Raw genomic sequence first — 24,991 nt, forward strand, 5'->3', positions numbered from 1 at the left:
GTATTTATGTTTATTTTTTAGACATTTTCTCTGCCATTAATAAAGCATTGTAAGCGTTTACCATCTTTGCTGTTTTTGATGATTCTACAGAAGAAACAGCTGCTGGTTTTTCTCCTGGATTTTCACCTTTTCCTAAAACCACTTTAGAAGGAAGTGCAACTCCAGAATCCATTAAAATCTTTTTAACTTGAGAAGCTTTTAATTTTGGATAGTAAGAACGAATCAATGCTGCAACACCTGCTGCATTTGGAGATGCCATTGAAGTTCCTTGTAAATATTTGTATTTATTATTTGGAACTGTTGCATAGATTTCTTCTCCTGGAGCAAATACGTCTACATTGATTTTTCCGAAGTTTGAAAATCCTGCAACCACATTTTCGCCGTATTCTTTATTGATTGCACCAATTGTAATTAAATTGTCTGCAAATTCTTTTACGTTGTCTTCAGAGTCGTTTGGATAATTGATGTTTTTTGCTTCATCAATATTATAACCATCGTTTCCTGCAGCATGAACAATTAAAACGTCTTTTTTAGCTGCATATTTAATAGCATCATAAACCCATTGTTTGTGTGGAGAAAAGCTTTTTCCGAAACTTCCGTTGATTACTTTCGCGCCATTATCTACAGCATAACGAATTGCTAAAGCAATATCTTTATCGTACTCATCACCATCTGGCACCGCTCTTACAGTTAAGATCTCAACATTTGGCGAAGCTACTCCGTCTCCACCTAAATTATTCCCACGAATTTGCGCAATAATTCCAGCAACGTGAGTTCCGTGAAGTGCTTTTTCTTTGTCTGGACCAAAAACTACATTATTACCATAATGAGCATCTTTAATATCTTCTGGATTATCGCCTACGATTTTTCTTCCATCAAACTCTTTGTTTAAGTTATAATTTAATTGATCGTAAACTTGTTCTTTATATTCTCCAAAATCAGCTTCTGGATCAAAAGTTGGCCCAGCATTTGTGAAAATCTGAGTCATTATAGCTTTAGCTCTTTGAACTTTAGGATCAGTTGATGTTACCGCGCTTAAATCCTCAATTTTGTATGTAGTTTTATTAAGCTCTTTTTTGATTGTATTGTGAATATCAAGTAACATATCTACTTGTTCTTTATCTTTAAGAGCTTCTTCGTACTTTTCAGTATATTGCGCTAAGGCAGCTTTATATTGTTCAGAACCGTCATCACCTTTTTTAACGATACGCGTCATTTCAAGGTTTTCATTAACCGCATTTCCAAGAAAGTTCCATCCATGAATATCATCGATAAAACCATTTTTATCATCATCGATTCCGTTTCCTGGAATTTCTTTAGTATTAGTCCAGATCATTCCCTGAAGGTCTTCATGCTCGATATCTACACCAGAATCTACAATACCTACAATCACTTTCTGCCCTTTTTTACCTTGCAGTAATTCAGCCCAAGCTCTGTCTACACTCATTCCTGGAATAGAATCTTTTACTAAATCTAAATGACTCCATCTTTTTAATTCATTTTCACTAACTGGTGCTTTTTTAACCACTGCCAAAGGAGCAACAATTGGCTGTTTTGGTGCTGCTTTTTGTGCTTGCAAACTTGCACTGCAACCTGCTAATACAAGTAATGCAAAAGCAGATAATTTAAGAGGTTTTATATGACTCATGTATCTATAAATAATTGTAAAGTTAAAAGATGGGTCTAAATTATACTTTTTTGTTACAAAAAACTAACCATTAACAATGTGTTATGAAATTTTGATTATTTTTCTAATCGATTGTTTAATAACAATAAGTTTTTTCTTTAGCTAAAGCTAAATCTTTTTTGATGAATTTAAAAAAAAAGACTGTCCATATTGACAGTCTCTTCTTCAAATTGTAATTAATAAAATTATAAACATCTATTATAATACTTTAAAAAATCTCTTCACAGCTAAAAACCTCTTTTAAACGAACTCCTCTTTCTGTATGTTCAACTGTTATGATTTGATTATGTGCATCATGTTCTAAAAATAAATAATGATTTTGATCTGCAGCCAAATTCAAAAATTTTGATTTTTCCGGCATTGTCAAAAGGGGTCTTGTATCGTAACCCATAACATAAGGAAGCGGAATATGTCCAGCTGTAGCTAATAAATCGGCACAAAAAACAATTGTTTTGTCTTGGTATTTGATATAAGGAATCATTTGTTTTTCGGTATGCCCGTCAACGTAATAAATTTCAAAACCTAATGCTGCCGAAAAACCAAAATCGGATTCTGGTCTTGCAATAAAATTTAGCTGTCCGCTTTCCTGCATTGGCAGAATATTTTCAGACAAAAAAGAAGCTTTTTCACGGGCATTAGGTTTTGTCGCCCATTCCCAATGATTTTCATTGGTCCAAAATTTTGCGTTTTTAAAAGCAGGTTCATAACCCGTTTTATCTGAATTCCATTGCACACTTCCGCCACAATGATCAAAATGAAGATGTGTCATAAAAACATCTGTAATATCATCGCGATGAAAACCATATTTTGCCAACGATTTATCTAAGGAATGTGATCCCCAAAGCGAGTAATATCCAAAGAATTTTTCAGATTGTTTATCGCCCATTCCGGTATCAATTAAAATTAAACGATTTCCATCTTCAATTAATAAACAACGTGCGGCAATATCAATTAAATTATTAGCATCGGCAGGGTTTGTTTTGTTCCAAATTGTTTTCGGAACCACACCAAACATAGCGCCTCCATCTAATTTAAAATTTCCAGATTCGATTGGGTAAAGTTTCATGAGTAAGATTTTCTAAAAGAACAAAGCTAGGAAATACAAACCCCTTTTACTAAAAATTACTCTTAAAACTGTTATTCTAGTGTGATGGAAGCACTTCCCATAATTTCTTGTTTATCGAAGAAATTAACAAAATAAGTCCCTTTTTTAAACGGATTTTCGTTTGCATTTAAAATGCCATAAACATTAACCGATTTACCTTGAAAATCTGTACTAACAATAAAACTATAAACCAAAGCCTTATCATTTCCAAACTCAATCAATTTATTATCTCCTAGAACCGTATTTTTTTGGTCTAAAACTTGAATATAAAAGACTTTTTTACCCGTTTTGGCAACTGCATTTCCATTAACAGTGAAAGTTGCTTTTAGTTTTTTCGTGTTTTTAGCTTTGTTTGTTTCCAATTCTGCACCAGAATTTTTTTCACGAAGTGCAATAACTTTAAAATTACTTAACGAAAGTTTCGATGCATCTTTCAATGTCGATTCCAGTTTCTTTTGTTTTAAAATCAAAGTATCATTTTCAGCCTTTTGTTTGTACATTACAACATTTTGGCTTTCAATTTCTGTCAATAAATTTTTATTCTGAGATTTCAGTTTTTTAATCTCTGCTATCTTATTTTCTAATGATACTTTCGATTCAGAAAGCTGTGATCGGAATACTTTAAGTTGTGCTGATGAAGGATTTTGAGACGTTTTAATAATCTCCATTAAATTCTCCACATTTCTTCGTTCCAATTCTAATCGCTCAGATAAAGCCGTTTTTTCTTGGATTGCAATATCATAAGCCGCTTTTAATGTAATTAACGAATCTAAAATATTTTTTTGCTCCTTTGTTTCTTTATTTTCATATAAGAATTCTTCTAGTACACCAGTTTCTCTAGGTAGATTTTCATTATACTCAGACTCATTACTAAAAACCAATACGCATGCTCCTAATCCCAAAACAAAAATTAATATGAATAAGGGTTTGTACCAAGCAATTTTATTTTGTTTTTTCATAATTATTCACAATTTTTTGCAAAAGTACCAATTAAATTTTCCTTGTAATGAGTATAAATACTTGTTTTTTAACATTTACAAACGATATTTGCAGCTTAAAAGAAAAAAATTACCAGATTCTGATTTTAGGCGTTTTTTAGAGGCTGGATTTTATCAAAATAAGTAATATCTATTTTAACATTTGTTATAATAATGTGAACCGTTATGGAAAAAGGTTTTTAAGTCGTATCTTTGCAGACAATTTCTATTTAACATTGAAAACTAGCGTTTTAAATCTGTACTAAATTCTCTACAGAAGAAAAAGGCTTATTAAAAAACAAACATCTAAGAACAATGATAAAAGTTTCTGATACTGCCAAAAAGAAAATCATCGACTTGATGACTGATGATGGTTTTGACGCCGCAAGCGACTATGTAAGAGTAGGCGTAAAAAGCGGTGGATGCTCTGGTTTGTCTTATGATTTAAAATTTGACAAAACCAAAGGAGAAGACGATAAAATATTCGTTGATAACGACATACAAATTGCTGTTGAAAAAAAATCATTTTTATATTTAGCTGGAACTATTTTAGAATTTTCTGGCGGATTAAACGGAAAAGGATTTGTTTTCAATAATCCAAATGCAAGCAGAACTTGTGGCTGCGGTGAATCATTTTCACTATAAAATACAAAGAGAATACCAAGACTAATAAAGATTTAATCTTTGAAATTTCTCAGATTAAATCTTTGAATCTTTAAAATCAACAATGAGCAAATACACAGAAGACGATTTAAAAATCGAACTGGAAACTAAAGAATATGAGTACGGATTTTATACCAATATAGAATCTGAAACTTTCCCTATTGGCTTAAACGAAGACATCGTGAGAGCTATTTCGCTTAAAAAAGAAGAACCTGAATGGATGACCGAATGGCGTATCGAAGCTTTCCGTGCTTGGAAAGAAATGATCGAACCAGAGTGGGCAAACGTACATTACGAAAAACCAGATTTTCAGGCAATCTCTTACTATTCGGCTCCAAAACAAGTAGATCCTAATAAAACTTTGGATGATGTTGATCCGGAATTATTAGAGATGTACAAAAAACTTGGGATTTCTGTTGATGAACAAAAAATGATGAACAATGTCGCTATGGATATTGTGGTCGATTCTGTTTCTGTAGCAACAACTTTCAAGAAAACATTGGCTGAAAAAGGAATTATTTTCTGTCCAATTTCTGAAGCTATCAAAGAACATCCTGAATTAGTAAAAAAATATTTAGGAACTGTTGTACCACAAAAAGACAACTTCTACGCAGCATTAAACTCAGCGGTTTTCTCTGATGGAAGTTTCTGTTATATTCCAAAAGGCGTTAAATGTCCAATGGAACTTTCAACTTATTTCAGAATCAATCAAGCAGGAACGGGACAATTCGAAAGAACTCTAGTTATTGCCGATGAAGGTAGTTACGTTTCTTATCTTGAAGGCTGTACAGCTCCAAGCCGTGATGAAAACCAATTACACGCTGCTGTGGTTGAATTAATCGCTTTGGATGATGCTGAAATTAAATATTCTACCGTTCAAAACTGGTTCCCAGGAAACAAAGAAGGAAAAGGTGGAGTTTACAACTTCGTAACTAAAAGGGGTTTATGCGAAACTAACGCTAAAATTTCTTGGACACAAGTTGAAACAGGTTCTGCTGTAACTTGGAAATATCCTTCTTGTGTATTAAAAGGAGACAATTCAGTTGGAGAATTTTATTCTATCGCTGTAACCAATAATCACCAACAAGCAGATACTGGAACTAAAATGATCCATTTAGGAAAAAACACTAAATCGACTATTATTTCTAAAGGTATTTCGGCTGGAAAATCACAAAATAGCTACCGTGGTTTAGTGCAAATCTCGCCAAGAGCGGAGAACGCAAGAAACTTTTCTCAGTGTGATTCTTTGTTAATGGGCAATAACTGTGGAGCTCATACTTTCCCTTACATCGAAAGTAAAAATCCATCAGCAAAAATCGAGCACGAAGCAACTACAAGTAAAATTGGAGAAGATCAGGTTTTCTATTGCAACCAAAGAGGTATTCCGACTGAAAAAGCGATTGCCTTAATTGTAAATGGTTTCAGTAAAGATGTGTTGAACAAACTTCCAATGGAATTTGCTGTGGAAGCTCAAAAATTATTAGAGATTTCTTTAGAAGGATCTGTAGGATAATTAAAAACTAGAATATATGGATATCATCTTAAAAAATGTAAAGAAAAAAGATTTTCCAGTTTTAAAATCACTGGCAAAATCTCTTGGTTTTGAAATTATTGAAGAGAAAGAGAAACCATATAATCCAGAATTTGTAAAAGAGATTCTAGATGCCGAGCAAAGTATAAAAGATGGTAAAGGAGTTAAAATAGACTTGGAAGATTTGTGGAAGTAATTTATTCTGAAAAAGCTCTAAAAGACAGAGAATATTGGAAAAAATCTGGGAATAAAGCAGTCATGAATAAAATTACAGCTTTAATTGCAGATATTTTACTTCATCCTTTTGAAGGCATAGGAAAACCAGAACCATTAAAATATGAACTTTCAGGAAAGTGGTCTAGAAGAATAAATAGAGAACACAGAATAATATACCGAGTTACTGACGAAGGAACTATCGAAATATTGGAGATTCTCTCTTTAAAAGGACATTACGAATAAAAAAAATAAAAAATAGCAATCTTGAAATTTTCGAATTTCAAATTATCTAAATTTTCAAATAAATAAGATGTTATCAATAAAAAACCTTCACGCCTCAATTGGTGATAAAGAAATCCTTAAAGGAATTAATATAGAAGTTAAAGCTGGAGAAGTTCACGCGATAATGGGACCAAACGGTTCTGGAAAAAGTACACTTTCTGCTGTTATTGCAGGAAACGAAAACTACGAAGTTACAGATGGAGAAGTTATTCTTGACGGAGAAGATCTTGGCGATTTAGCTCCTGAAGAAAGAGCACACAAAGGAGTTTTCCTTTCTTTTCAATATCCGGTAGAAATTCCTGGAGTTAGCGTTACTAACTTCATGAAAACAGCTATCAACGAAACTCGTAAAGCAAACGGACAAGAAGAAATGCCGGCTAACGAAATGTTGAAAGTAATTCGTGAGAAATCGGAACTATTGGAAATCGACCGTAAATTTCTTTCTCGTTCTCTTAACGAAGGTTTTTCTGGAGGAGAGAAAAAAAGAAACGAAATCTTCCAAATGGCAATGTTAGAGCCAAAATTAGCTATCCTTGACGAAACCGATTCTGGTCTTGATATCGATGCTTTAAGAATCGTTGCAAATGGTGTGAATAAATTAAAAAGCGACAAAAACGCAATTATTGTTATCACGCACTACCAACGTTTGTTAGATTATATTGTTCCTGATTTCGTTCACGTTCTTTACAACGGAAGAATTGTAAAATCTGGTGGAAAAGAATTGGCTTACGAACTGGAAGAAAAAGGATACGACTGGATCAAAGCAGAAAACTAGTTTACAGTTACAGTTTACAGTTTGCAGAAACTCATAACTTATAACTCATAACTTACAACTAAAGAAATGGATTTAAAAGAAAAATTAGTATCGTCTTTTATGGCTTTTGAAGAGCGTGTCGATGTACATTCAGATTTACATGACATACGCACAAATGCTTTAAAAAACTTCGAAAATAAAGGTTTCCCAACCAAAAAAGAAGAAGCTTGGAAATATACATCGCTAAATGCCATCTTAAAAAATGACTTTACGGTTTTTCCAAAGCAGGAAAATGCAATCGAATTTAATCAGGTAAAAAAATACTTTTTACACGAAATTGATACTTACAAATTAGTATTTATCGATGGGGTTTTCAGTTCGCATTTGTCTTCTACAACTCATGACGGAATCGATGTTTGTTTGATGTCATCGGCATTGACCAAACCAAAATATAAAATGGTTATTGATACGTACTTTAATCAAATTGCGAGTAAAGATGATAGTTTAACTTCATTGAATACTGCTTTTGCTATGGAAGGTGCTTTTATCAATATTCCAAAGAAAAAAGTAGCGGACAAACCAATTGAGATCATGTATTTCTCAACTGGAAATGAAGCAGCTTTAATGGTGCAGCCAAGAAATTTGGTTATTGTGGGCGAAAATTCACATGTTCAAATTATCGAGCGTCACCAAAGTTTGAACGAAAATCCGGTTTTAACAAACTCTGTTACAGAGATTTTTGCTCAAAAACGTGCAATTGTTGATTATTACAAAATTCAAAACGACAACAGCGAAGCAAACTTAGTTGATAATACTTATGTTTCTCAACAACAAGAAAGCCATGCTTCAGTTCATACTTTCTCATTTGGAGGAAATTTAACTCGTAACAACTTAAACTTTTACCATTTCGGAGAAAGATTGACAAGTACATTAAACGGAATTTCGATCTTAAACGACAAACAACACGTTGATCACTATACTTTGGTAAACCACGCAACGCCAAATTGCGAAAGTTTCCAGGATTATAAAGGAATTTTTTCTGATCGCTCAACAGGAGTTTTCAACGGAAAAGTTTTGGTAGAAAAAGAAGCTCAAAAAACAAATGCTTTCCAAAAAAGTAACAATATTTTATTGAGCGACAAAGCAACAATCAACGCAAAACCGCAATTAGAGATTTTTGCTGATGATGTAAAATGTTCTCACGGTTGTACAGTTGGACAATTGGATGAAACAGCAATGTTCTACATGCAATCTCGTGGTATTCCTCAAAAAGAAGCTAAAGCTTTATTGATGTACGCATTCTCAAATGCCGTTATCGAAAGCATCAAAATACCAGAATTAAAACAAAGAATTACTAAAATCATTGCCATGAAATTAGGGGTGAATTTAGGATTTGATTTGTAAAAAATTCTATTTTAGAAAACTAGAAAACCGATAAGCTTTAAAAGTTTATCGGTTTTTTTATTTGCTTCTCCTGCAAGGTTTCCAAAACCTTGTAGGTATTTATATTTACGTTTCTATACCTACAAGGTTTTGAAAACCTTGCAGGAAGAGAACAATCTATTTCTTCACACTCTCAATTATCCCTTTCAAAAATCCATTAAAATCAAAATTTTTATCACCTTCCCTCACTCCCATTCTCACAATAACCATATCCAAAGACGGAATAATCGCTACCATTTGACCTTGATATCCACTACAATAAAACATATCTCTAGGAACATCTGGGAATTTTCCTCCGGCATTTAACCAAAATTGAGCACCATATTTTGCTTCAGAAGTATTGGTTGGAGTTGCAGTGTATTTTACCCAGCTTTCGTCTAGAATTTGTTCGCCGTTCCAATTTCCTTTATGAAGGTATAATAATCCAAATTTAGACCAATCTCTTGGTGTTGCCCATCCGTAAGATGAACCTACAAAAGTTCCAGACATATCTTGTTCGACAATCATCGAATTCATTCCAATTTTATCGATTACAGCGCTATACCAAAAATCAAGATACTCTTGCTGCGTCTTGAATTGTCTTCTTAAAATTAAAGACAATAAATTAGTTGTTCCTGATGAATAATTCCAATGTGTATTAGGTTTAAATTGAGCTGGTTTATCCAATTGCACTTTTCCCATATCTTCTGCCTGGAAAAGCATTTTTGTAGCATCACAGATCGTGCTATAATTCTCTTCCCATTCCAGACCAGAATTCATATGAAGCAAATCATTAAGCGTAATATTTTTACGCTCATCATTTTTCCATTCTACAACTGGGGCAGGTTTATAAATATCAATTTTTCCTTGTTTCGCCAAAACACCAAAAGCCGAACTTGTAATGCTTTTTGTCATCGACCAGCCTAAAATTTTACTGTCTTTATTGAAACCTGTATCGTATTTTTCGCCAATTAATTTGTCTTTATATAAAACCACAACGGCGCGTGTGCGTTTTGCTTTTCCGCCATCTTTATCAAAAGAATCATCAATTGCTTTTTTTAATTTTGTGTAATCCACATTCGCGAAAGCGGTATCTTTCGGTTCGTTATTTCCATATGGAAAAGGGAGATTATTAACCAATTTTGTTCTCTTTGGAAGTAAATATGGTTTTGAAACATCATAATCATCATTAATCAATAAAGCACCTAAACCCTCTCTGTAAATCGCTTTCCTTTCTTTTAATCCGTAAACAGAAGAAACAGCAAATTTTCCGGCATCATCGATTGAATTTTTAGCCAAATCAATCATATCGATATCATTGTCGGTTTTCTGAATTAAATCTAACGGACGATTATCAATAAAATGACCAGACGCAACACTTTTGGCCGAAAAACCAGAAATTAAATCAAGCTTTGGATAAGTCGTAAATCCGAAATACAAAAGAGCAAGAACCACTACAAGCAAAAGTACTTTGAGAAATTTTTTCATGATATGTTAGTATTTTTATTGCAATATAAATAATTTATGTTCATGATTTTAGGACCGAAACAACAAATCTGTTTGAGATAATTCAGAAAATAGAATCGATTTTTACCAAATCAGCATTTACGCATCGTGACAATGGTATCATAAAAGGAAATTATAGAATTCCTGTATAAACAAATTTAGTTTTAGTACTTTTGTAGATAGATTTTTTCTAAATAAGACATGCTAGATATTCAAAAAATAAGAGCTGATTTCCCGATACTTTCACAAACTGTAAACGGAAGGCCATTAGTATATTTCGATAACGGAGCTACTTCGCAAAAACCGCAAGTTGTGATCGATGCAGAAGTAAAATATTATCAGGAAATTAATGCCAACATCCATCGTGGTGTTCACACTTTAAGCCAGTTAGCAACTGATGCTTATGAGGTTTCACGCGGAAAAGTACAAGAGCATATTAATGCCCGATTTTCTCATGAAGTACTTTTTACTTCAGGAACAACACACGGAATTAACTTAGTTTCAAACGGTTTTGCTTCAATTTTAAAACCAGGCGACGAAGTAATTGTTTCTTCATTGGAACACCATTCTAATATTGTGCCTTGGCAAATGTTATGCGAAAAAACTGGAGCAACTTTAAAAGTAATTCCAATCAATGATAATGGAGAATTGATTTTGGAAGAATTTGATGCTTTACTTTCGGAAAAAACAAAAGTCGTTACGGTAAATCATATTTCAAATGCACTCGGAATCATTAATCCGATAAAATATATTATTGATAAAGCCCATGCGGTAGGCGCTGCAGTTTTAATTGATGGTGCTCAGGCGGTTCCGCATTTAAAACCAGACGTTCAAGAATTAGACTGCGATTTTTATGCTTTTTCAGGACATAAAATGTGTGGGCCAACAGGAACTGGAATTCTTTACGGAAAAGAAGAATGGCTGAACAAACTCCCTCCTTATCAAGGCGGGGGCGAAATGATCAAAGAAGTTACTTTCGAAAAAACAACTTATGCAGATCTTCCACATAAATTTGAAGCTGGAACGCCAAACATTGCGGGCGGAATTGTTTTAGGAACTGCGATTGATTACTTAAACAGTATTGGTTTCGAAAATATTCAAGCATACGAACACGAACTTTTAGAACACGCTACAAAACGTCTATCTGAAATTGAAGGTTTAAAAATCTACGGAACTGGAAAAAATAAAGCGTCTGTAGTTTCGTTTAATATTGATGGAATACATCCTTATGATATTGGTTCTATTATCGACAAATTAGGAATTGCAGTTAGAACTGGACATCATTGTGCACAACCGATTATGAATTTCTTCTGCATTCCGGGAACGATCCGTGCTTCTTTTTCTTTTTACAATACAAAAGAAGAAATTGATGCCATGGTGGATGCAGTTAAGAAAGCGCAAACAATGCTAAGCTAAAAAATATCTTATGAGAATATTGTCTTTATTGCTTTTAACTCTTTGTATTGCAACTGGATGTTGCAGTCAGAAAAAAACAGATATGACTTCAACTCAAATCGAATATTCAGCACACTCAAGAGGTTATTACAAAACTATAGTTGCGCAAAACAAAACCGTTTTGGTTACTAAGCAACGTAATGCTGAGCCTGAAAAAATCAATATTGATGATGCAAAATGGAATGAGATTGTTGCTGCATATTCTAAAGTGAATTTAGACAATCTTTCAGCATTAAAAGCACCCACAGATAAACGAACTTATGATGGTGCCGCAATAGGAAATTTAAAAATAACTAAAGACGGAAAAACCTATGAAACACCTGGTTTCGACAATGGTTTTCCGCCAAAAGAAATCGAAAAACTAGTAAATTTATTAGTTGATTTTGCTAAAGAATAATTATGACGATAAAAGAAATACAAGACGAAATAATAGACGAATTTTCGATGTTCGACGACTGGATGCAGCGTTATGAATACATTATTGAACTAGGAAAAAGTCTTCCGTTAATTAAAGAAGAATATAAAACAGACGACAATTTAATCAAAGGTTGTCAGTCAAAAGTTTGGCTGCAAGGCGAACAAAATGATGACAAAATCGTTTTTACAGCAGACAGTGACGCTATTTTGACAAAAGGAATAATTGCGATTTTAATTCGTGCGTTCTCGAATCAAAAAGCAAAAGATATCTTAGAAGCGGATACTGATTTTATAGACGAAATTGGATTAAAAGAACATTTATCAGCAACGCGCGCCAATGGTTTGGTTTCGATGATCAAAAACATCAAAATGTACGCTTTGGCTTTTGACGCTAAAAACAAAAATTAGATTTAAAATTCGCCACGAATTCACGAATTTCTCCAATTGAAAATTAGTGAATTCGTGGCGGAAAAAACAAATACAAAATGAGCCAAGAAATAGACACAAACGAATTAGGAGAATCAATCGTAAGAATTTTAAAAGGTATTTACGATCCTGAGATTCCTGTAGATATTTATGAATTAGGATTAATTTACGACGTAATGGTAAATACAGATTACGAAGTAAAAATTCTTATGACTTTAACTTCGCCAAACTGCCCAGTTGCAGAAAGCTTACCAAGAGAAGTAGAAGAGAAAGTAAAAACAATCGAAAACATTAAAGATGTTGACGTTGAAATTACTTTCGATCCGCCTTGGAGCAAAGATTTAATGAGCGAAGAAGCAAAATTAGAATTAGGAATGCTTTAATATAAAGTGTTCAGTATTTAGTTTTTAGTGTTCAGAAATTACTGAACACTAAAAACTGACCACTGCTGACTATAAAATTATGGAAGAAATCATCAATAAAGTTGCCAATAGTGCTTTAGAAGTTTTTGATCTTGAGGATTATTATCCAAAAGGAATCCGTACTCAAATTGACATTTCACAATGGCTTTTGGAAGGATTTCTATTGAAAGAAAAAGACTTTAGAGAGCATCTTAAAAACCACGATTGGTCACAATATCAAGATCAATATGTTGCTGTACATTGCAGTACAGATGCGATTATTCCAGCTTGGGCTTTAATTTTAGTTGGAGTTCATTTAGCACCTTTTGCTAAAAAAGTGGTAAACGGAAATATAGAAGATCTTGATGCAAGCCTTTACGAAGAAATCCTAAGTAAAATAGATTACTCTGTTTATGCAGACAAACCTGTAATCGTAAAAGGCTGTTCTAGAAAACCAGTTCCAATGCGCGCTTATATTTTAGCGACTAATAATCTTCAATCTTTTGCAAGAAGCATCATGTACGGCGAAGCATGTTCTGCAGTACCTTTATATAAACAATCTAAGAAATAACCTGCAATAACCGCCGGTCAACCTTTATCTTTCGATTGGTTTTTAGTATATTTGATAACACACTTAAACTAAATACCATGAGAAAGATTTTTTTATTACTCTTCGTTTTAGCAAACCTTACTTTTGTTCAAGCTCAAAATACTGAAAAAGAATTAGCCCAAAATACCGAAAAAGCCGTAAAAAAACTCAATGATACAATTGAAAAAGAAGGCTGGAAAGCAAAAGGTACAGTATCCCTTTTATTAAATCAATCAAGCTTCAACAACTGGATCGCGGGTGGTGAAGATAGTTTCTCTGGAACTTTAGGAATCAATTATGATTTCAATTATAAAAAAGACGATGTAACTTGGGACAACAAAGTCTTGGCTTCGTATGGGATATTGCAAACCAAAAATACTGATTTCAGCAAAAAAACAGACGACCGTTTAGAGTTTAACTCAATCGTAGGAAAAAGAGCTTTTGGCGAATGGTACTACTCATTCTTCCTAAATTTTAGAACTCAATTTACGACAGGATATATTTATGGACAGGATGCTAACGGAAAAGAAATTAGAACGGAACAAACTAAATTTATGTCTCCTGGATATCTGACTGTTGGACCTGGTATTTATTGGTCGAAAGATGAAAATCTGAAAATAAATTTTGCCCCTCTGACTTCAAAATTCACGTTTGTAGACAATGCTTATACAAGCGGAATTGATAGATTTACAGGCTTGCCTTATGTTGATGGCGCTTATTTTGGTGTTGACGAAGGCAAAACCATGCGTTATGAACTGGGTTTTTATGCGTCAGTTTATTACAAACTAGCCATTATGACGAATGTAACAGCAGAAAACACACTTAATTTATATTCTAATTATCTAGAAGATCCTCAAAATGTAGATATCAATTATTCTTTGAACATCATTATGAAAATCAACAAATTCTTGTCTGCCAATTTTGCTTTTCAAGCGATATATGATGACAATGCATTCAGAGGACTTCAAACTAGACAAGTATTTGGCTTAGGTGTTAATTTTGGATTTTAATAATTAGAAGCCAAACAATAGGCTTTTTAATAAACATAGTTCCCGCTCTCGGCTTTATCTTACTAGCCCGACGTCGGGCCAGCAAGGATACCGCCTCCATCGGGGCTAAATTCAAACAATAAGTTTCTTTTAAACATAAAAAAACGGCTTTTGAAAATTTTCAAAAGCCGTTTCTATTTTTATTCTTCTTCTTTTTCTATTGCATCTTTATAATCAGGATACAAGAATTTATTGTAAGGAAAACGAGTAATATGAATTTGTCGAACCGCTTCGTATACTACTTCTCTGAATTCTTCAAAATTCTCTTTGTTTCTAGCCGAAATAAATAACGCATTATCTTCTCCAACGTTACTCATCCAAGTTTGTTTCCATTCGTCAAGTGTCCAATGTTTTCTGGTTTTTTCAGTAATCAAATCATCTTCATCAATGGTCAGGTGTTTATAAGCATCGATTTTATTAAAAACCATAATAGTTGGTTTATCATTGCTTTTAATTTCCTGCAGCGTCTTGTTTACAGATTCTATATGATCCTCAAAATCAGGGTGCGAAATATCTACGACATGTAAAAGTAAATCGGCTTCACGAACCTCATCCAATGTACTTTTAAAAGAATCTACCAATTGTGTTGGCAGTTTTCGAATAAAACCAACGGTATCAGAAAGTAAAAACGGCAGGTTTTTGATTACCACTTTTCGAACCGTTGTATCTAAAGTCGCAAACAATTTGTTCTCAACAAAAACATCGCTTTTTCCAATCGCATTCATCAAAGTCGATTTTCCAACATTGGTATATCCAACCAAAGCCACACGAACCATTGCACCTCGATTGCTTCGCTGAATACTCATCTGTTTGTCAATCGTTTTGATTTTATCTTTCAATAACGAAATTCGGTCACGCACAATACGTCTATCCGTTTCAATCTCTGTTTCTCCAGGTCCACGCATCCCGATACCTCCTTTTTGACGCTCAAGGTGTGTCCATAAACCAGAAAGTCTTGGCAGTAAATATTGGCACTGCGCCAGTTCTACCTGAGTTCTTGCATACGAAGTTTCGGCTCTTTGTGCAAAAATATCCAGAATCAAATTGGTTCTATCCAGAATTTTACAATCAATAATTCTAGAAATATTTTTTTGCTGTGAAGGCGTAAGCTCATCATCAAAAATTACAGTCGATATTTTGTTCTCTTTTACAAAAAGATTAATGTCATCAATTTTTCCCGTACCCACAAAAGTTTTGGGATTTGGGCGCTCCATTTTTTGCGAAAAGCGTTTAATGACTTCACCGCCTGCGGTAAAAGTCAGAAACTCTAATTCGTCTAAATATTCATTTAGTTTCTCTTCACTTTGATTTTGAGTAACGATACCTACAATTACGGTTCTCTCAAAATTTATAACTTCTTTTTCTAACATAGTCTTGAATAAGCTGCAAATTTAATGATTTGTAAGCTACAATCAATTATACAATTTCGTTTTTAAATTTATATACTGCTTGCAGACAATAAAAAATGGAACCTCGTTAAGTTTTACCTCAACAAAATTCCATTTATCTGAATTGGTCTCTCAGTATGAAACGTTTACTCGTAAATAAACGTTTTTTCGGTTTTTACAATTCCATTTTCTTCTATCTGAGAACAAGAAATTGGAAAGTTTAATTTGTTGTATTTATATTTTCTGCTTACCGCAACTAATGCTGTAGATGACGGACTGAAATTCATTTCATTATTATATGAAATCGCTTCAAAAGGAAATTCCTCCTCATGGTAGGAGATCATTGGCACAATCACTTTATAATTATCTCCAAAAAGATTCTGAACAATCAATTGATCTACCGATTTTTTATCATCATAAGTAAAGGTTTTAGAGATTTTATCTCCAACTAAACCTCTGTGTTTAGAGACATTATCGTTTACATAAACATATTCTAATTTTCCAATAATAGCTTTATTTCTATCGCGAGAAGTACGTCTTACAATGATTCCGTTTTCAACAAGGTATTCAATATCATCTAATAAGTTTTGATGATTAGTACTGCTTTTAGTAGTTACTTTTATCCTTGCGCCTTCATAAACAAATGAAACTGTTTTGGTGATATAATTTGGCCCTTCCTGATATTTTTTTACAAATTTGGTAATATTATTATCAGCGTTGTAAGTATAGTTAATTACTTCTTTCCAGTCGCTTCCTATTTTATCTTTAACGGTCATATCTAATAATCCGTTTTTATTGTAATAGAAATGCTGTACGACATCTGAAGTTGTGATTGTCTGAAGTTTCCCGTCTTTAAAGACCATTGTTTTATTTACAATTTCACCGTCTTTAGAGTTTTGGTAATTTGTTTTTACAATGTTAATCTGCTTTAGTTTAACATCATCTTGACTATGCATCAAGAATGGAAACACCATCAATAAGATGGCAGCAAAGTAGGTTCTCATATTTGTTTTTGTATTGATTTGGGATGACCAAAATACAAAAATCAATTAGATTTTAAGAATTTGAAATACAAAAACTACAAACTTTTCAATAAAAACCTAAAAACCAACCCATTATTTATTAAAATAAAAATTATCTCCTACTTTTCACCAAATAGTTTTACACTGATTTTTGTTTATATTGTTTTATCTATTTGAAAAACAAAAAATTAAAAATGCAATTTAAAGTTCTTAAAAGTTTATGTATACGATTTAAGTATATCAGAATAGTGCAATAAATCGTAAATAACGAAACAAACTATTTGTAAATAATTGTCAGCTCTCAGTTTGTGATATATTTCAAAAACACAATATCTAAAAGAGATGACAAAATATTAACTTAAAAATTCAGAGAATCGAAAAAAAATGCACGAGAAAATTTGTTGCTTTAATTTCAACATTAAACTTAATTAGTTTTGGTTTTTATAATAAAAAACAAAGACAGGTTTATCCTGCTTTAGTTTAATTTTTAGAAATTTTACAATATAAACCTAATTCACACATATATCTTTTTGTCGTTGAACTAGATATTTTATAACCGTTTTTTTGGAGTATTTTTGCTATTCTTTGCGCACCATATCGCTGTTGAAAATTGAAAAAAACTTTCGTAATTTCTTCTTTTATTAAAATTCTTTTTTGTTGTGCTTCCGAAAGACTCTGGTTTTTCCAATTACTATAGGTACGTGTACTAAAATTTAATACTTTGCACATCTTTCTTATAGAGTAATTTTTTTCATGATTTCGTATAAATTGAAAAATTTCAAATTTTCCTTGATACATACAATCTCCTGCTTTCTTAAAAATTTCAAACTTCAAATCTAAATCTTTAATTTTTTTTTTAAGTTCATATTTTTTTTTATCATCTGGACTTAATCTCAAAGTACCTGTACCCGGAAAACTTCCAGTTCCATATTTTTGATAATCCTGTCTCCATCTGGTAAGTAATGAAGAAGTTATATTAAGTTCTTTTTCAACTTCTGCAATATTGCCTCTTTCATAACTTAATTTGACAGCCTCTACCTTGAAATCAAAGCTATAAACCATTGGTTTCTTTTTCATTTTTGCAAAAATTTTATTTACGTGCCTTAAATATTAAATTAGAAAATGGTTTTTGATAAATAAATTCATATCATTAGCAAACTACTTTTAAGTTTTAAATTGATAATTAAAAAAAGCTAAATCTCAAAGTTAATTATCTTGGTTAAACTCTTCTATGTTTTTAAAATTCAAAGCTGAATGTATTCTTTTTTTATTGTACCAATTTTCTATAAAATCAAATATTTTTTCTCTCATTTCTTTTTTAGATAGGAATTTAGTTTGCCTATGTATTAATTCTCTTTTTAGCGTATTGAAAAAGCTCTCAGCTACGGCATTATCAAGATGATTCCCTTTACGGTTCATACTTCTTGTTACACATTGATAAGAATCTAATTTATGTACAAAAGCTCTACTTGCATATTGTACCCCTCTATCAGAGTGAAATATTAAAAAGTCTTTAATTTCTCGATTACTTATTGCCATTTCCCAGGCAGGTAAAACGGTACTTTTAACAGACAAACTAGTCCCTAAGTTCCAACCAATTATTTTTCTATCATATAAATCCATAATTATAGTCAAATACATAAATCTTTTATCTATTTGTATATAGGTTATATCTGAAACCCATACTTTTGAAGGTGCATTTACAGAAAAATTTCTGTTTAATACATTTGGAGAAGTAAATAAATTGTGTTTTGAATCTGTAGTTACTTTAAATCTACGTTTAAGCTTCCTATACAAGCCCATTTCTTTCATGTGAAATGCTACTTGTGCTATTGATATTTTGGTTCCTCTGTTATTAAGTTCTCTGGTGATTTTAACAGATCCGTATTGTTTATTAAACTCATAATAAATTGAAATGATTTTTGTTCTAAGTAGCAATATTCGTTTTTGACTTTCTGAAATAACTTGCTTTTTCCATACACGAAAAGTGCTTTCAGATACTCCTAAAATCTGACACATTTTATTTATAGGATATATTTTTTCATTTTCACTAATGAACGAAAAAACAAAAGATTTTCCCATTGATAGATACTTCGAACCATTTATCAAAATATCAAATTTTTGTTCAGATTCTTTGAGTTTTTGCTCAAGTTCGAAAATTTCTTTTTTATCCGGATTTATCCTTTTCTTACCCGTTCCAGGAAAACTTCCTTTACCAAATTGTTGATATATCTGACGCCATTCAGTTAATCTTGCTGGGTTTATTTCAAGTTCAATGGCCAGCTCTTTAAGAGTGGCTCTTTTATAACTTAAATGTACCGCTTGTTCTTTAAAAAGAGGAGAATATATTATTCTTTGCTTCCTTAACATCAGATTTAATCAATTAAAATACTGATAACTAAGTTAATACATTTTATTTAAAATGTTTAATATTCTCTATAAATCATTTTTTGATTAAAACATTCTTTTAATCATGAGTTTTACAAATTAGATTGCGATAAGTTCCCTTTACTCAAATGAAACGATATAAAAAATATCTACATATAAAATCAATTTCGTAAAAAATCAATAATAAACTGTCGTTTTTTAAGCTTTAAATCTTAAACTGTCGTTCTAATTTTAGAAACCATAAAAGCAATCAGCACTCCAAAAATTCCAATAAAAGCAAAAGAAAACTGAAGTCCAAAACTTTGCGCAATATGCCCAATTACTGGCGGCCCCATTAAGAAGCCAAGGAAGCTCACACTCGAAACAATTGTTAAAGCTTCTCCTGCTGGAACTGTTGGATTTTTACCTGCAATGCTATAAACAGTAGGAACAATCGTTGCAACTCCCAAACCAACAAACATAAAGGCAATGGTGCAAGGAACGATATAAGGAAGAAAAACAGCCGTAAAAAGTCCAGCCGAAATCATAACGCCGCTAATCTGCATAACACGCTCGCGACCGAATTTATTGATTAGACCATCGCCAAGGAATCTGCCGCTGGCCATCATAATCATAAAAGAAGTATATCCTAGAACAACCAACGGTCCCGGCGCTTTTACAATGTCTTTAAAGTAAACACCACTCCAGTCAAACATAACCCCTTCGCTCGCCATACTGCAAAATCCGATAACACCCAGCCAAAGCAAAGCCGAATCTGGTTTTACAAATAGCTTTTTTTTCTCTTCTTTGGCTTTTGACTTCTCTTTGGCTCTAACCAAAAATTTAAAATTAAATGCCACCATCAATAAAACAATGAATCCAACAATTATAAAATGATGCAACGGATTTAATTTTAAAGTCAACATCCCCAATCCAACCAATGCGCCTGTGAATCCTGCAAAACTCCACATTCCGTGAAATGAGGACATGATTGTTTTTTTGAATAAAACTTCAGTATAAACGCCTTGTGTATTTACGGCAATATTGGCAAGATTTCCAAACAAACCGAACAGAAATAATCCAAGGGATAATTGCAATGCCGTTGTTGCCAATCCTAAATTAATAAGACAGAAAACATACATGATAAGAGAGAAAATCAAAATACGATGGCTTCCAAATTTTGTTACCATTTTTCCTGAAAACGGCATAATTGCCAATTGACCAACTGGAAGCGCAAAAAGTATAGAACCTAAATCACCTTCTGTTAAATGCAAGGCTGTTTTAATGTCTGGAATTCGGCTCGCCCAAGTTGCAAAACTTAATCCCATTCCGAAATAAAACATTCCAACGGCAAATCGAACTCGGTTTAAATAAGAGGCTTTTGCTTCTCTAAATACTTTCTTGATTTTCCCTTTGGTTTGAAAAAGCGCTAATGGATTAAAGTTTATCAGCATATTGAATTTTTATTGAATATTGTCAAAAATACTAAAAACGCTTAGCAAAGTGCACAGAGCCTAGGGTTATGCACAATTTACAACGTTATTGTTTATAAATTCGAAGGTTATTAATTGAAATCTTCTTATTAAAATTACAATTTTTCGGGTTTAGTCGAATTATAATTTGTTTCATTTTTTAATTTGAAACAAAAAAAGAAGCTGCATCAAAATTGATACAGCCTCTTTTTTATGTTATTGATCGTTCCGCAGAAACATTTGATTTTGACATCATTTTCTACATTCCAACATATCAAACGTCCCTATGAAACGAAATCCACTGGACATTATTTTTTTCTACCGATGAAACATTCTTACGGAATGATAACGTTATCTATAAATAATTAAAATCTTTACGATATACTGATTACCTTTTGTTGGGCATTGCTTGCAATGGCAGCTTCTATAATCTGCATTACTTTTACACCTTCATCTGCGGTAACAGGTTCTGGTTTATGGTTTGCAATAGAATCGTAAACACCATCAAAAAAACTGAAATAATTTCCTTGAAGCGTTGGTACTTTTTCTCTCACAATTTTACCATCTATTTCAGTATGCAAAAGTCCTTGTAAATTTTCATCTTCTGTTCCCCAGGAATCTAAGTTTGGTTTTTTTCCTACTTTTAAATCGTCTTCTTGTACGTCTCCGCGAGGTTTTAAAAACGAACCTTTTTTTCCGTGAAGCGTATACGCTGGATTGGCTTCTCTAACAAAAAATCCTGCTTTTATTCTCACTCTGAAATTAGCATAAAACAAAGTCAAATCAATCCAATCATCAACTACAGAGTTTTCTCTCGTTACACGGATATCTCCAAATACTGATTTTGGACAGCCAAATAAACTCACTGCCTGATCGATAATATGTGGCCCTAAATCTTTCAGAACTCCCGCACCATCATTTGCCGTTTCTTTATGCGCTTTTGGACTCAATAACGGATTGTATCTGTCAAAATGAAATTCAGCTTCGACTAAATCTCCTAAAACGCCGTCATCTATAATTTTTTTAACGGTTTTGAAATCACTGTCCCATCTTCTGTTTTGAAAAACGGCTAATTTCACTCCTTTATCTTTTGCAATCTTTGCGAGTTCTTTTGCTTCCGCAGCAGTTGTAGTGAACGCTTTTTCAACAACCGCATGTTTTCCTGCTAAAAGTACTTTTTTAGCATATTCGTAATGCGTTCCGACTGGCGTATTCACAATTACCAAATCTACATCATCTGCCAAAAGTTCGTCCAGAGTGGCATAACTTTTCACGTATGGATAATCTTCCTGAATTAGTTTTTTACTTCTTTCCCAAGAACCTAATAATTCAAATCCCTGATGAATATCTAAAAACGGAGCGTGAAAAACTTTCCCCGACATTCCGTATGATAATAATGCTGTTTTTATTTTCTGCATGTTGTTATGGTTTTTTAGCCACGAATTCACGAATTTATTTTTTTTAATAAAACCTTTAATTCGTGAATTCGTGGCGGAAAAAATATTAAAGTTTAGCTCTTTCGTATTGTTTTGGCCATTGAATATCGGCGTTTAGTTCTTTGGCAAAATCCAAAGGTAAATTCGGATTTCTTAATGATTCTCTGGCGAATAAAATCAAATCGGCCTGACCGTTATTTAAAATATCTTCGGCTTGTTGGGCTTCAGTAATTAAACCAACTGCTCCTGTTGCGATATTTGCTTCTTTCTTTACTTTTTCAGCAAAAGGAACTTGGTATCCTGGCCCAAGAGTAATTTTTTGATGAGAAACCAATCCGCCTGACGAAACATCGATTAAATCTACTCCTTTTTCTTTTAATATTTTAGAAAGCTGTACCGATTCTTCTGGATTCCATCCGCCTTCTGCCCAATCTGTTGCTGAGATTCTAACCAATAATGGAAGATTTGAAGGCCATTCCGTTTGAACTGCTTCTACAATTTCCAGTGTAAAACGAATTCGGTTTTCAAAACTTCCGCCGTATTCGTCTGTTCTTACATTCGTTAAAGGCGATAAAAATTGGTGTAATAAATAACCGTGCGCGGCATGAATTTCCAAAACCTGATAGCCTGCTTCGACTACTCTTTTTGTTGCCGATTTAAAATCTGAAATGACTTTTTGAATTCCGTTTTTATCTAAAGCTTCCGGAAGAAACGGTTCGTTGTCGTGATACGGAATCGCACTTGGCGCAACCGTCTGCCATCCGCCTTGAGCGAAATCTAATTTTTTATTGCCCAGCCAAGGAGCCGAAACACTGGCTTTTCGTCCAGCATGCGCCAATTGAATTCCGGGAATCGAATTCTGAGATACAATAAACTGATTGATTTCTTTTAGTTTTTCGATATGCTCGTCTTTCCATATTCCAAGATCAGAAGGCGAAATTCTGGCTTCAGGAGAAACAGCTGTTGTTTCCTGAATAATTAAACCTGCACCGCCACTGGCACGACTTCCTAAATGCACCAAATGCCAATTGTTTGCAAAGCCGTCTTCGGCAGAATATTGACACATGGGCGAAATAGCAATTCTATTTTTTAGGGTAATGTTTTTTATAGTTAAAGGAGAAAATAATTGTGAAGCCATACTTGTAACTTTTAATGGTTTTATACTACCTATTAAATAAGGTAATGTTCAAAAAAGTAAAGTTACGGCATCTTGTTAAAACGAGATATTTAAATGTTTATTAATTAACAAACATTTAAAACCTTAAACATTATCTTGCGGTCTTAAATTAAATTATAAAACGCTACTTTTGTGCGTTAAATACGAACTAAAAATAAAAAATGGATATAGTTATCAAACTCTCTCAATTTCTATTGAGTTTATCTTTACTTATTATTCTTCATGAATTAGGGCATTTTATCCCTGCTAAATTATTTAAAACAAGAGTCGAAAAATTTTATTTGTTTTTTGATGTTAAATATTCACTTTTCAAAAAGAAAATCGGAGAAACAGAATATGGTATTGGATGGCTTCCGTTAGGAGGTTATGTAAAGATTTCTGGAATGATTGACGAAAGTATGGACAAAGAGCAGATGGCTCAAGAGCCACAACCTTGGGAATTTCGTACTAAACCAGCTTGGCAGCGTTTAATTATTATGCTTGGCGGTGTTACTGTAAACTTTATTCTGGCTTTTATTATCTATATCGGAATGGCTTTCGCTTATGGCGATACTTATATTGCTAATGCTGATTTAAAAGATGGTGTTCTGATTGAAAATCCAGTGATGCTTAAAGCTGGTTTTAAAACAGGCGACAAAATTATTTCGATTGATGGAAAAAATGTAGAGAATTTTGACAAAGACATGAACATAAATATCATTATGGCAAAACATGTTTTAATTGAAAGAAATGGGAAACAACAAACTCTTACAATGCCTACCGATTTCATTGATCAGCTTTCTAAAACAGAAAAAGGTCTTCTTGTTGGAATTCGTAGACCTTTTGCTATTAGTCAGGTTGCTGAAGATTCTCCAAATCAAAATTTAAAACCAAAAGATTTGATTCTTTCTCTTAACGGCGAAAAAATTAAATATTTTGATGAAGCTAAAGCTGTTTTAGATATAAACAAAGGAAAGCAAATTACGGCGGTTGTTTTGCGTGATTTAAAAGAAACTCCAATTACTTTAAAAGTTACCAATGATGGTAAATTAGGAGTTGTTTCTGGCGGTTTAGATATGAAATCATTAGAAAAATTGGGGTACTATAAAATCAGTAAAAAAGAATATGGTTTCTTCGAATCTATTCCGGTTGGCCTTCAAAAAGGAAAAGATCAGTTGGTAGGTTACGGAAAACAATTGAAAATGATTTTTAATCCAGAAACTAAAGCGTACAAACAAGTAGGTGGTTTTGCGGCTATTTACAACATTTTTCCAAGTTCTTGGAGCTGGGAAGTTTTCTGGTCCATCACTGCTTTATTGTCAATTATGTTAGGAGTTATGAATTTATTGCCAATTCCTGCTCTTGATGGTGGTCACGTGATGTTTTTATTGTATGAAATCGTAAGCGGTAAAAAACCGAGCGATAAATTCCTAGAGAACGCGCAAATGGTTGGTTTTGTTTTACTTATTTCACTACTACTATTTGCTAACGGTAACGACATTTACAAAGCCATTGTTGGCAAGTAAAAAAAAGTCAAAAAAAGAGTGAAAATGTTTTTGAGAAACTAAAAATAGTTTTATATTTGCACTCGCTAAAAAGAGCAATACTTTCCTCCTTAGCTCAGTTGGTTAGAGCATCTGACTGTTAATCAGAGGGTCCTTGGTTCGAGC

Annotated in this window: 24 protein-coding genes; 13 read left to right on the forward strand and 11 right to left on the reverse strand. The window is 33.0% G+C overall.

The annotated features are described in order from the left end of the window. Positions 1 to 10: 10 nt before the first annotated feature. From GSY47_RS00320 to GSY47_RS00330, 3 genes are all read right to left on the reverse strand, one after another. Positions 11 to 1,648 carry a S8 family peptidase gene (locus GSY47_RS00320; RefSeq protein ID WP_179000712.1) on the reverse strand — a complete coding sequence of 546 codons (1,638 nt, stop codon included), beginning with the start codon at positions 1,646 to 1,648 and terminating at the stop codon, positions 11 to 13. A gap of 247 nt (positions 1,649 to 1,895) precedes the next feature. Continuing rightward, positions 1,896 to 2,753, reverse strand: coding sequence for an MBL fold metallo-hydrolase (locus GSY47_RS00325; protein ID WP_179000714.1), 858 nt, complete (start codon positions 2,751 to 2,753; stop codon positions 1,896 to 1,898). A 71-nt stretch (positions 2,754 to 2,824) separates the two neighbouring features. Then, positions 2,825 to 3,751, reverse strand: coding sequence for a hypothetical protein (locus GSY47_RS00330; protein WP_179000716.1), 927 nt, complete (start codon positions 3,749 to 3,751; stop codon positions 2,825 to 2,827). A gap of 333 nt (positions 3,752 to 4,084) precedes the next feature. On the opposite strand from GSY47_RS00330, the gene GSY47_RS00335 reads away from it, so the two are divergent. From GSY47_RS00335 to sufD, 6 genes are all read left to right on the forward strand, one after another. Beyond that, positions 4,085 to 4,414 carry a HesB/IscA family protein gene (locus GSY47_RS00335; protein ID WP_012023267.1) on the forward strand — a complete coding sequence of 110 codons (330 nt, stop codon included), beginning with the start codon at positions 4,085 to 4,087 and terminating at the stop codon, positions 4,412 to 4,414. 82 nt (positions 4,415 to 4,496) lie between these two features. Continuing rightward, the gene (gene sufB / locus GSY47_RS00340; RefSeq protein ID WP_179000718.1) at positions 4,497 to 5,945 is read left to right on the forward strand and encodes a Fe-S cluster assembly protein SufB; all 1,449 of its coding nucleotides are present in this window, start codon (positions 4,497 to 4,499) and stop codon (positions 5,943 to 5,945) included. 16 nt (positions 5,946 to 5,961) lie between these two features. Further along, positions 5,962 to 6,159 (forward strand): DUF2683 family protein, encoded by a 198-nt coding sequence (locus tag GSY47_RS00345; RefSeq protein ID WP_179000720.1) that lies wholly within the window; start codon positions 5,962 to 5,964, stop codon positions 6,157 to 6,159. Then, positions 6,150 to 6,422: a Txe/YoeB family addiction module toxin gene (locus GSY47_RS00350; RefSeq protein ID WP_135221552.1), complete on the forward strand. Its 273-nt coding sequence runs from the start codon at positions 6,150 to 6,152 to the stop codon at positions 6,420 to 6,422. The genes GSY47_RS00345 and GSY47_RS00350 overlap by 10 nt, the downstream gene beginning before the upstream one ends. A gap of 67 nt (positions 6,423 to 6,489) precedes the next feature. Further along, positions 6,490 to 7,236 carry a Fe-S cluster assembly ATPase SufC gene (gene sufC, locus GSY47_RS00355; RefSeq protein ID WP_179000722.1) on the forward strand — a complete coding sequence of 249 codons (747 nt, stop codon included), beginning with the start codon at positions 6,490 to 6,492 and terminating at the stop codon, positions 7,234 to 7,236. A 66-nt stretch (positions 7,237 to 7,302) separates the two neighbouring features. Further along, positions 7,303 to 8,619 carry a Fe-S cluster assembly protein SufD gene (sufD, locus tag GSY47_RS00360; protein WP_179000724.1) on the forward strand — a complete coding sequence of 439 codons (1,317 nt, stop codon included), beginning with the start codon at positions 7,303 to 7,305 and terminating at the stop codon, positions 8,617 to 8,619. A gap of 156 nt (positions 8,620 to 8,775) precedes the next feature. Here the strand turns inward: sufD and GSY47_RS00365 are convergent, their stop codons facing one another. After that, positions 8,776 to 10,125, reverse strand: coding sequence for a serine hydrolase domain-containing protein (locus GSY47_RS00365; RefSeq protein ID WP_179000726.1), 1,350 nt, complete (start codon positions 10,123 to 10,125; stop codon positions 8,776 to 8,778). 219 nt (positions 10,126 to 10,344) lie between these two features. On the opposite strand from GSY47_RS00365, the gene GSY47_RS00370 reads away from it, so the two are divergent. From GSY47_RS00370 to GSY47_RS00395, 6 genes are all read left to right on the forward strand, one after another. Next, a complete protein-coding gene (locus GSY47_RS00370; protein WP_179000728.1) occupies positions 10,345 to 11,559 on the forward strand; it encodes an aminotransferase class V-fold PLP-dependent enzyme in 1,215 nt (404 codons plus the stop codon). Between the two features lie 10 nt (positions 11,560 to 11,569). Beyond that, positions 11,570 to 11,995: a hypothetical protein gene (locus GSY47_RS00375; protein ID WP_179000730.1), complete on the forward strand. Its 426-nt coding sequence runs from the start codon at positions 11,570 to 11,572 to the stop codon at positions 11,993 to 11,995. Between the two features lie 2 nt (positions 11,996 to 11,997). Beyond that, complete coding sequence (locus GSY47_RS00380; protein ID WP_012023259.1) at positions 11,998 to 12,423, forward strand: SufE family protein; 426 nt, start codon at positions 11,998 to 12,000, stop codon at positions 12,421 to 12,423. A gap of 77 nt (positions 12,424 to 12,500) precedes the next feature. Beyond that, on the forward strand, positions 12,501 to 12,824 hold the full coding sequence (locus GSY47_RS00385) for a DUF59 domain-containing protein (RefSeq protein ID WP_179000732.1): 324 nt from the start codon (positions 12,501 to 12,503) through the stop codon (positions 12,822 to 12,824). A 79-nt stretch (positions 12,825 to 12,903) separates the two neighbouring features. Beyond that, entirely contained in the window at positions 12,904 to 13,413 is a 510-nt protein-coding gene (locus tag GSY47_RS00390; protein WP_179000734.1) for a DUF2480 family protein, read from the forward strand. Between the two features lie 77 nt (positions 13,414 to 13,490). Beyond that, positions 13,491 to 14,441 carry a DUF3078 domain-containing protein gene (locus tag GSY47_RS00395; protein ID WP_179000736.1) on the forward strand — a complete coding sequence of 317 codons (951 nt, stop codon included), beginning with the start codon at positions 13,491 to 13,493 and terminating at the stop codon, positions 14,439 to 14,441. Positions 14,442 to 14,620: 179 nt separating this feature from the next. Here GSY47_RS00395 and hflX read toward each other — a convergent pair whose 3' ends face one another. The 7 genes from hflX to namA form a co-directional block, all read right to left on the reverse strand. Next, positions 14,621 to 15,850, reverse strand: a complete 1,230-nt coding sequence (gene hflX / locus GSY47_RS00400; RefSeq protein WP_179000738.1) for a GTPase HflX — start codon at positions 15,848 to 15,850, stop codon at positions 14,621 to 14,623. Between the two features lie 164 nt (positions 15,851 to 16,014). Further along, positions 16,015 to 16,872 (reverse strand): hypothetical protein, encoded by an 858-nt coding sequence (locus GSY47_RS00405; RefSeq protein ID WP_179000740.1) that lies wholly within the window; start codon positions 16,870 to 16,872, stop codon positions 16,015 to 16,017. A 498-nt stretch (positions 16,873 to 17,370) separates the two neighbouring features. After that, positions 17,371 to 17,967, reverse strand: a complete 597-nt coding sequence (locus GSY47_RS00410; RefSeq protein ID WP_179000742.1) for a transposase — start codon at positions 17,965 to 17,967, stop codon at positions 17,371 to 17,373. Between the two features lie 129 nt (positions 17,968 to 18,096). Continuing rightward, positions 18,097 to 19,260: an IS3 family transposase gene (locus GSY47_RS00415; protein ID WP_179000744.1), complete on the reverse strand. Its 1,164-nt coding sequence runs from the start codon at positions 19,258 to 19,260 to the stop codon at positions 18,097 to 18,099. A 230-nt stretch (positions 19,261 to 19,490) separates the two neighbouring features. After that, positions 19,491 to 20,711: an MFS transporter gene (locus GSY47_RS00420; RefSeq protein ID WP_179000746.1), complete on the reverse strand. Its 1,221-nt coding sequence runs from the start codon at positions 20,709 to 20,711 to the stop codon at positions 19,491 to 19,493. Between the two features lie 392 nt (positions 20,712 to 21,103). Next, complete coding sequence (locus GSY47_RS00425) at positions 21,104 to 22,147, reverse strand: Gfo/Idh/MocA family oxidoreductase (RefSeq protein ID WP_179000748.1); 1,044 nt, start codon at positions 22,145 to 22,147, stop codon at positions 21,104 to 21,106. An 85-nt stretch (positions 22,148 to 22,232) separates the two neighbouring features. Then, a complete protein-coding gene (gene namA / locus GSY47_RS00430; protein WP_219071026.1) occupies positions 22,233 to 23,303 on the reverse strand; it encodes an NADPH dehydrogenase NamA in 1,071 nt (356 codons plus the stop codon). 200 nt (positions 23,304 to 23,503) lie between these two features. On the opposite strand from namA, the gene rseP reads away from it, so the two are divergent. Next, positions 23,504 to 24,847, forward strand: a complete 1,344-nt coding sequence (gene rseP / locus GSY47_RS00435; protein ID WP_179000752.1) for an RIP metalloprotease RseP — start codon at positions 23,504 to 23,506, stop codon at positions 24,845 to 24,847. Positions 24,848 to 24,991 lie beyond the last annotated feature (144 nt).

This window comes from Flavobacterium quisquiliarum, from assembly GCF_019308285.1.
Taxonomy (GTDB): Bacteria; Bacteroidota; Bacteroidia; order Flavobacteriales; family Flavobacteriaceae; genus Flavobacterium; species Flavobacterium quisquiliarum.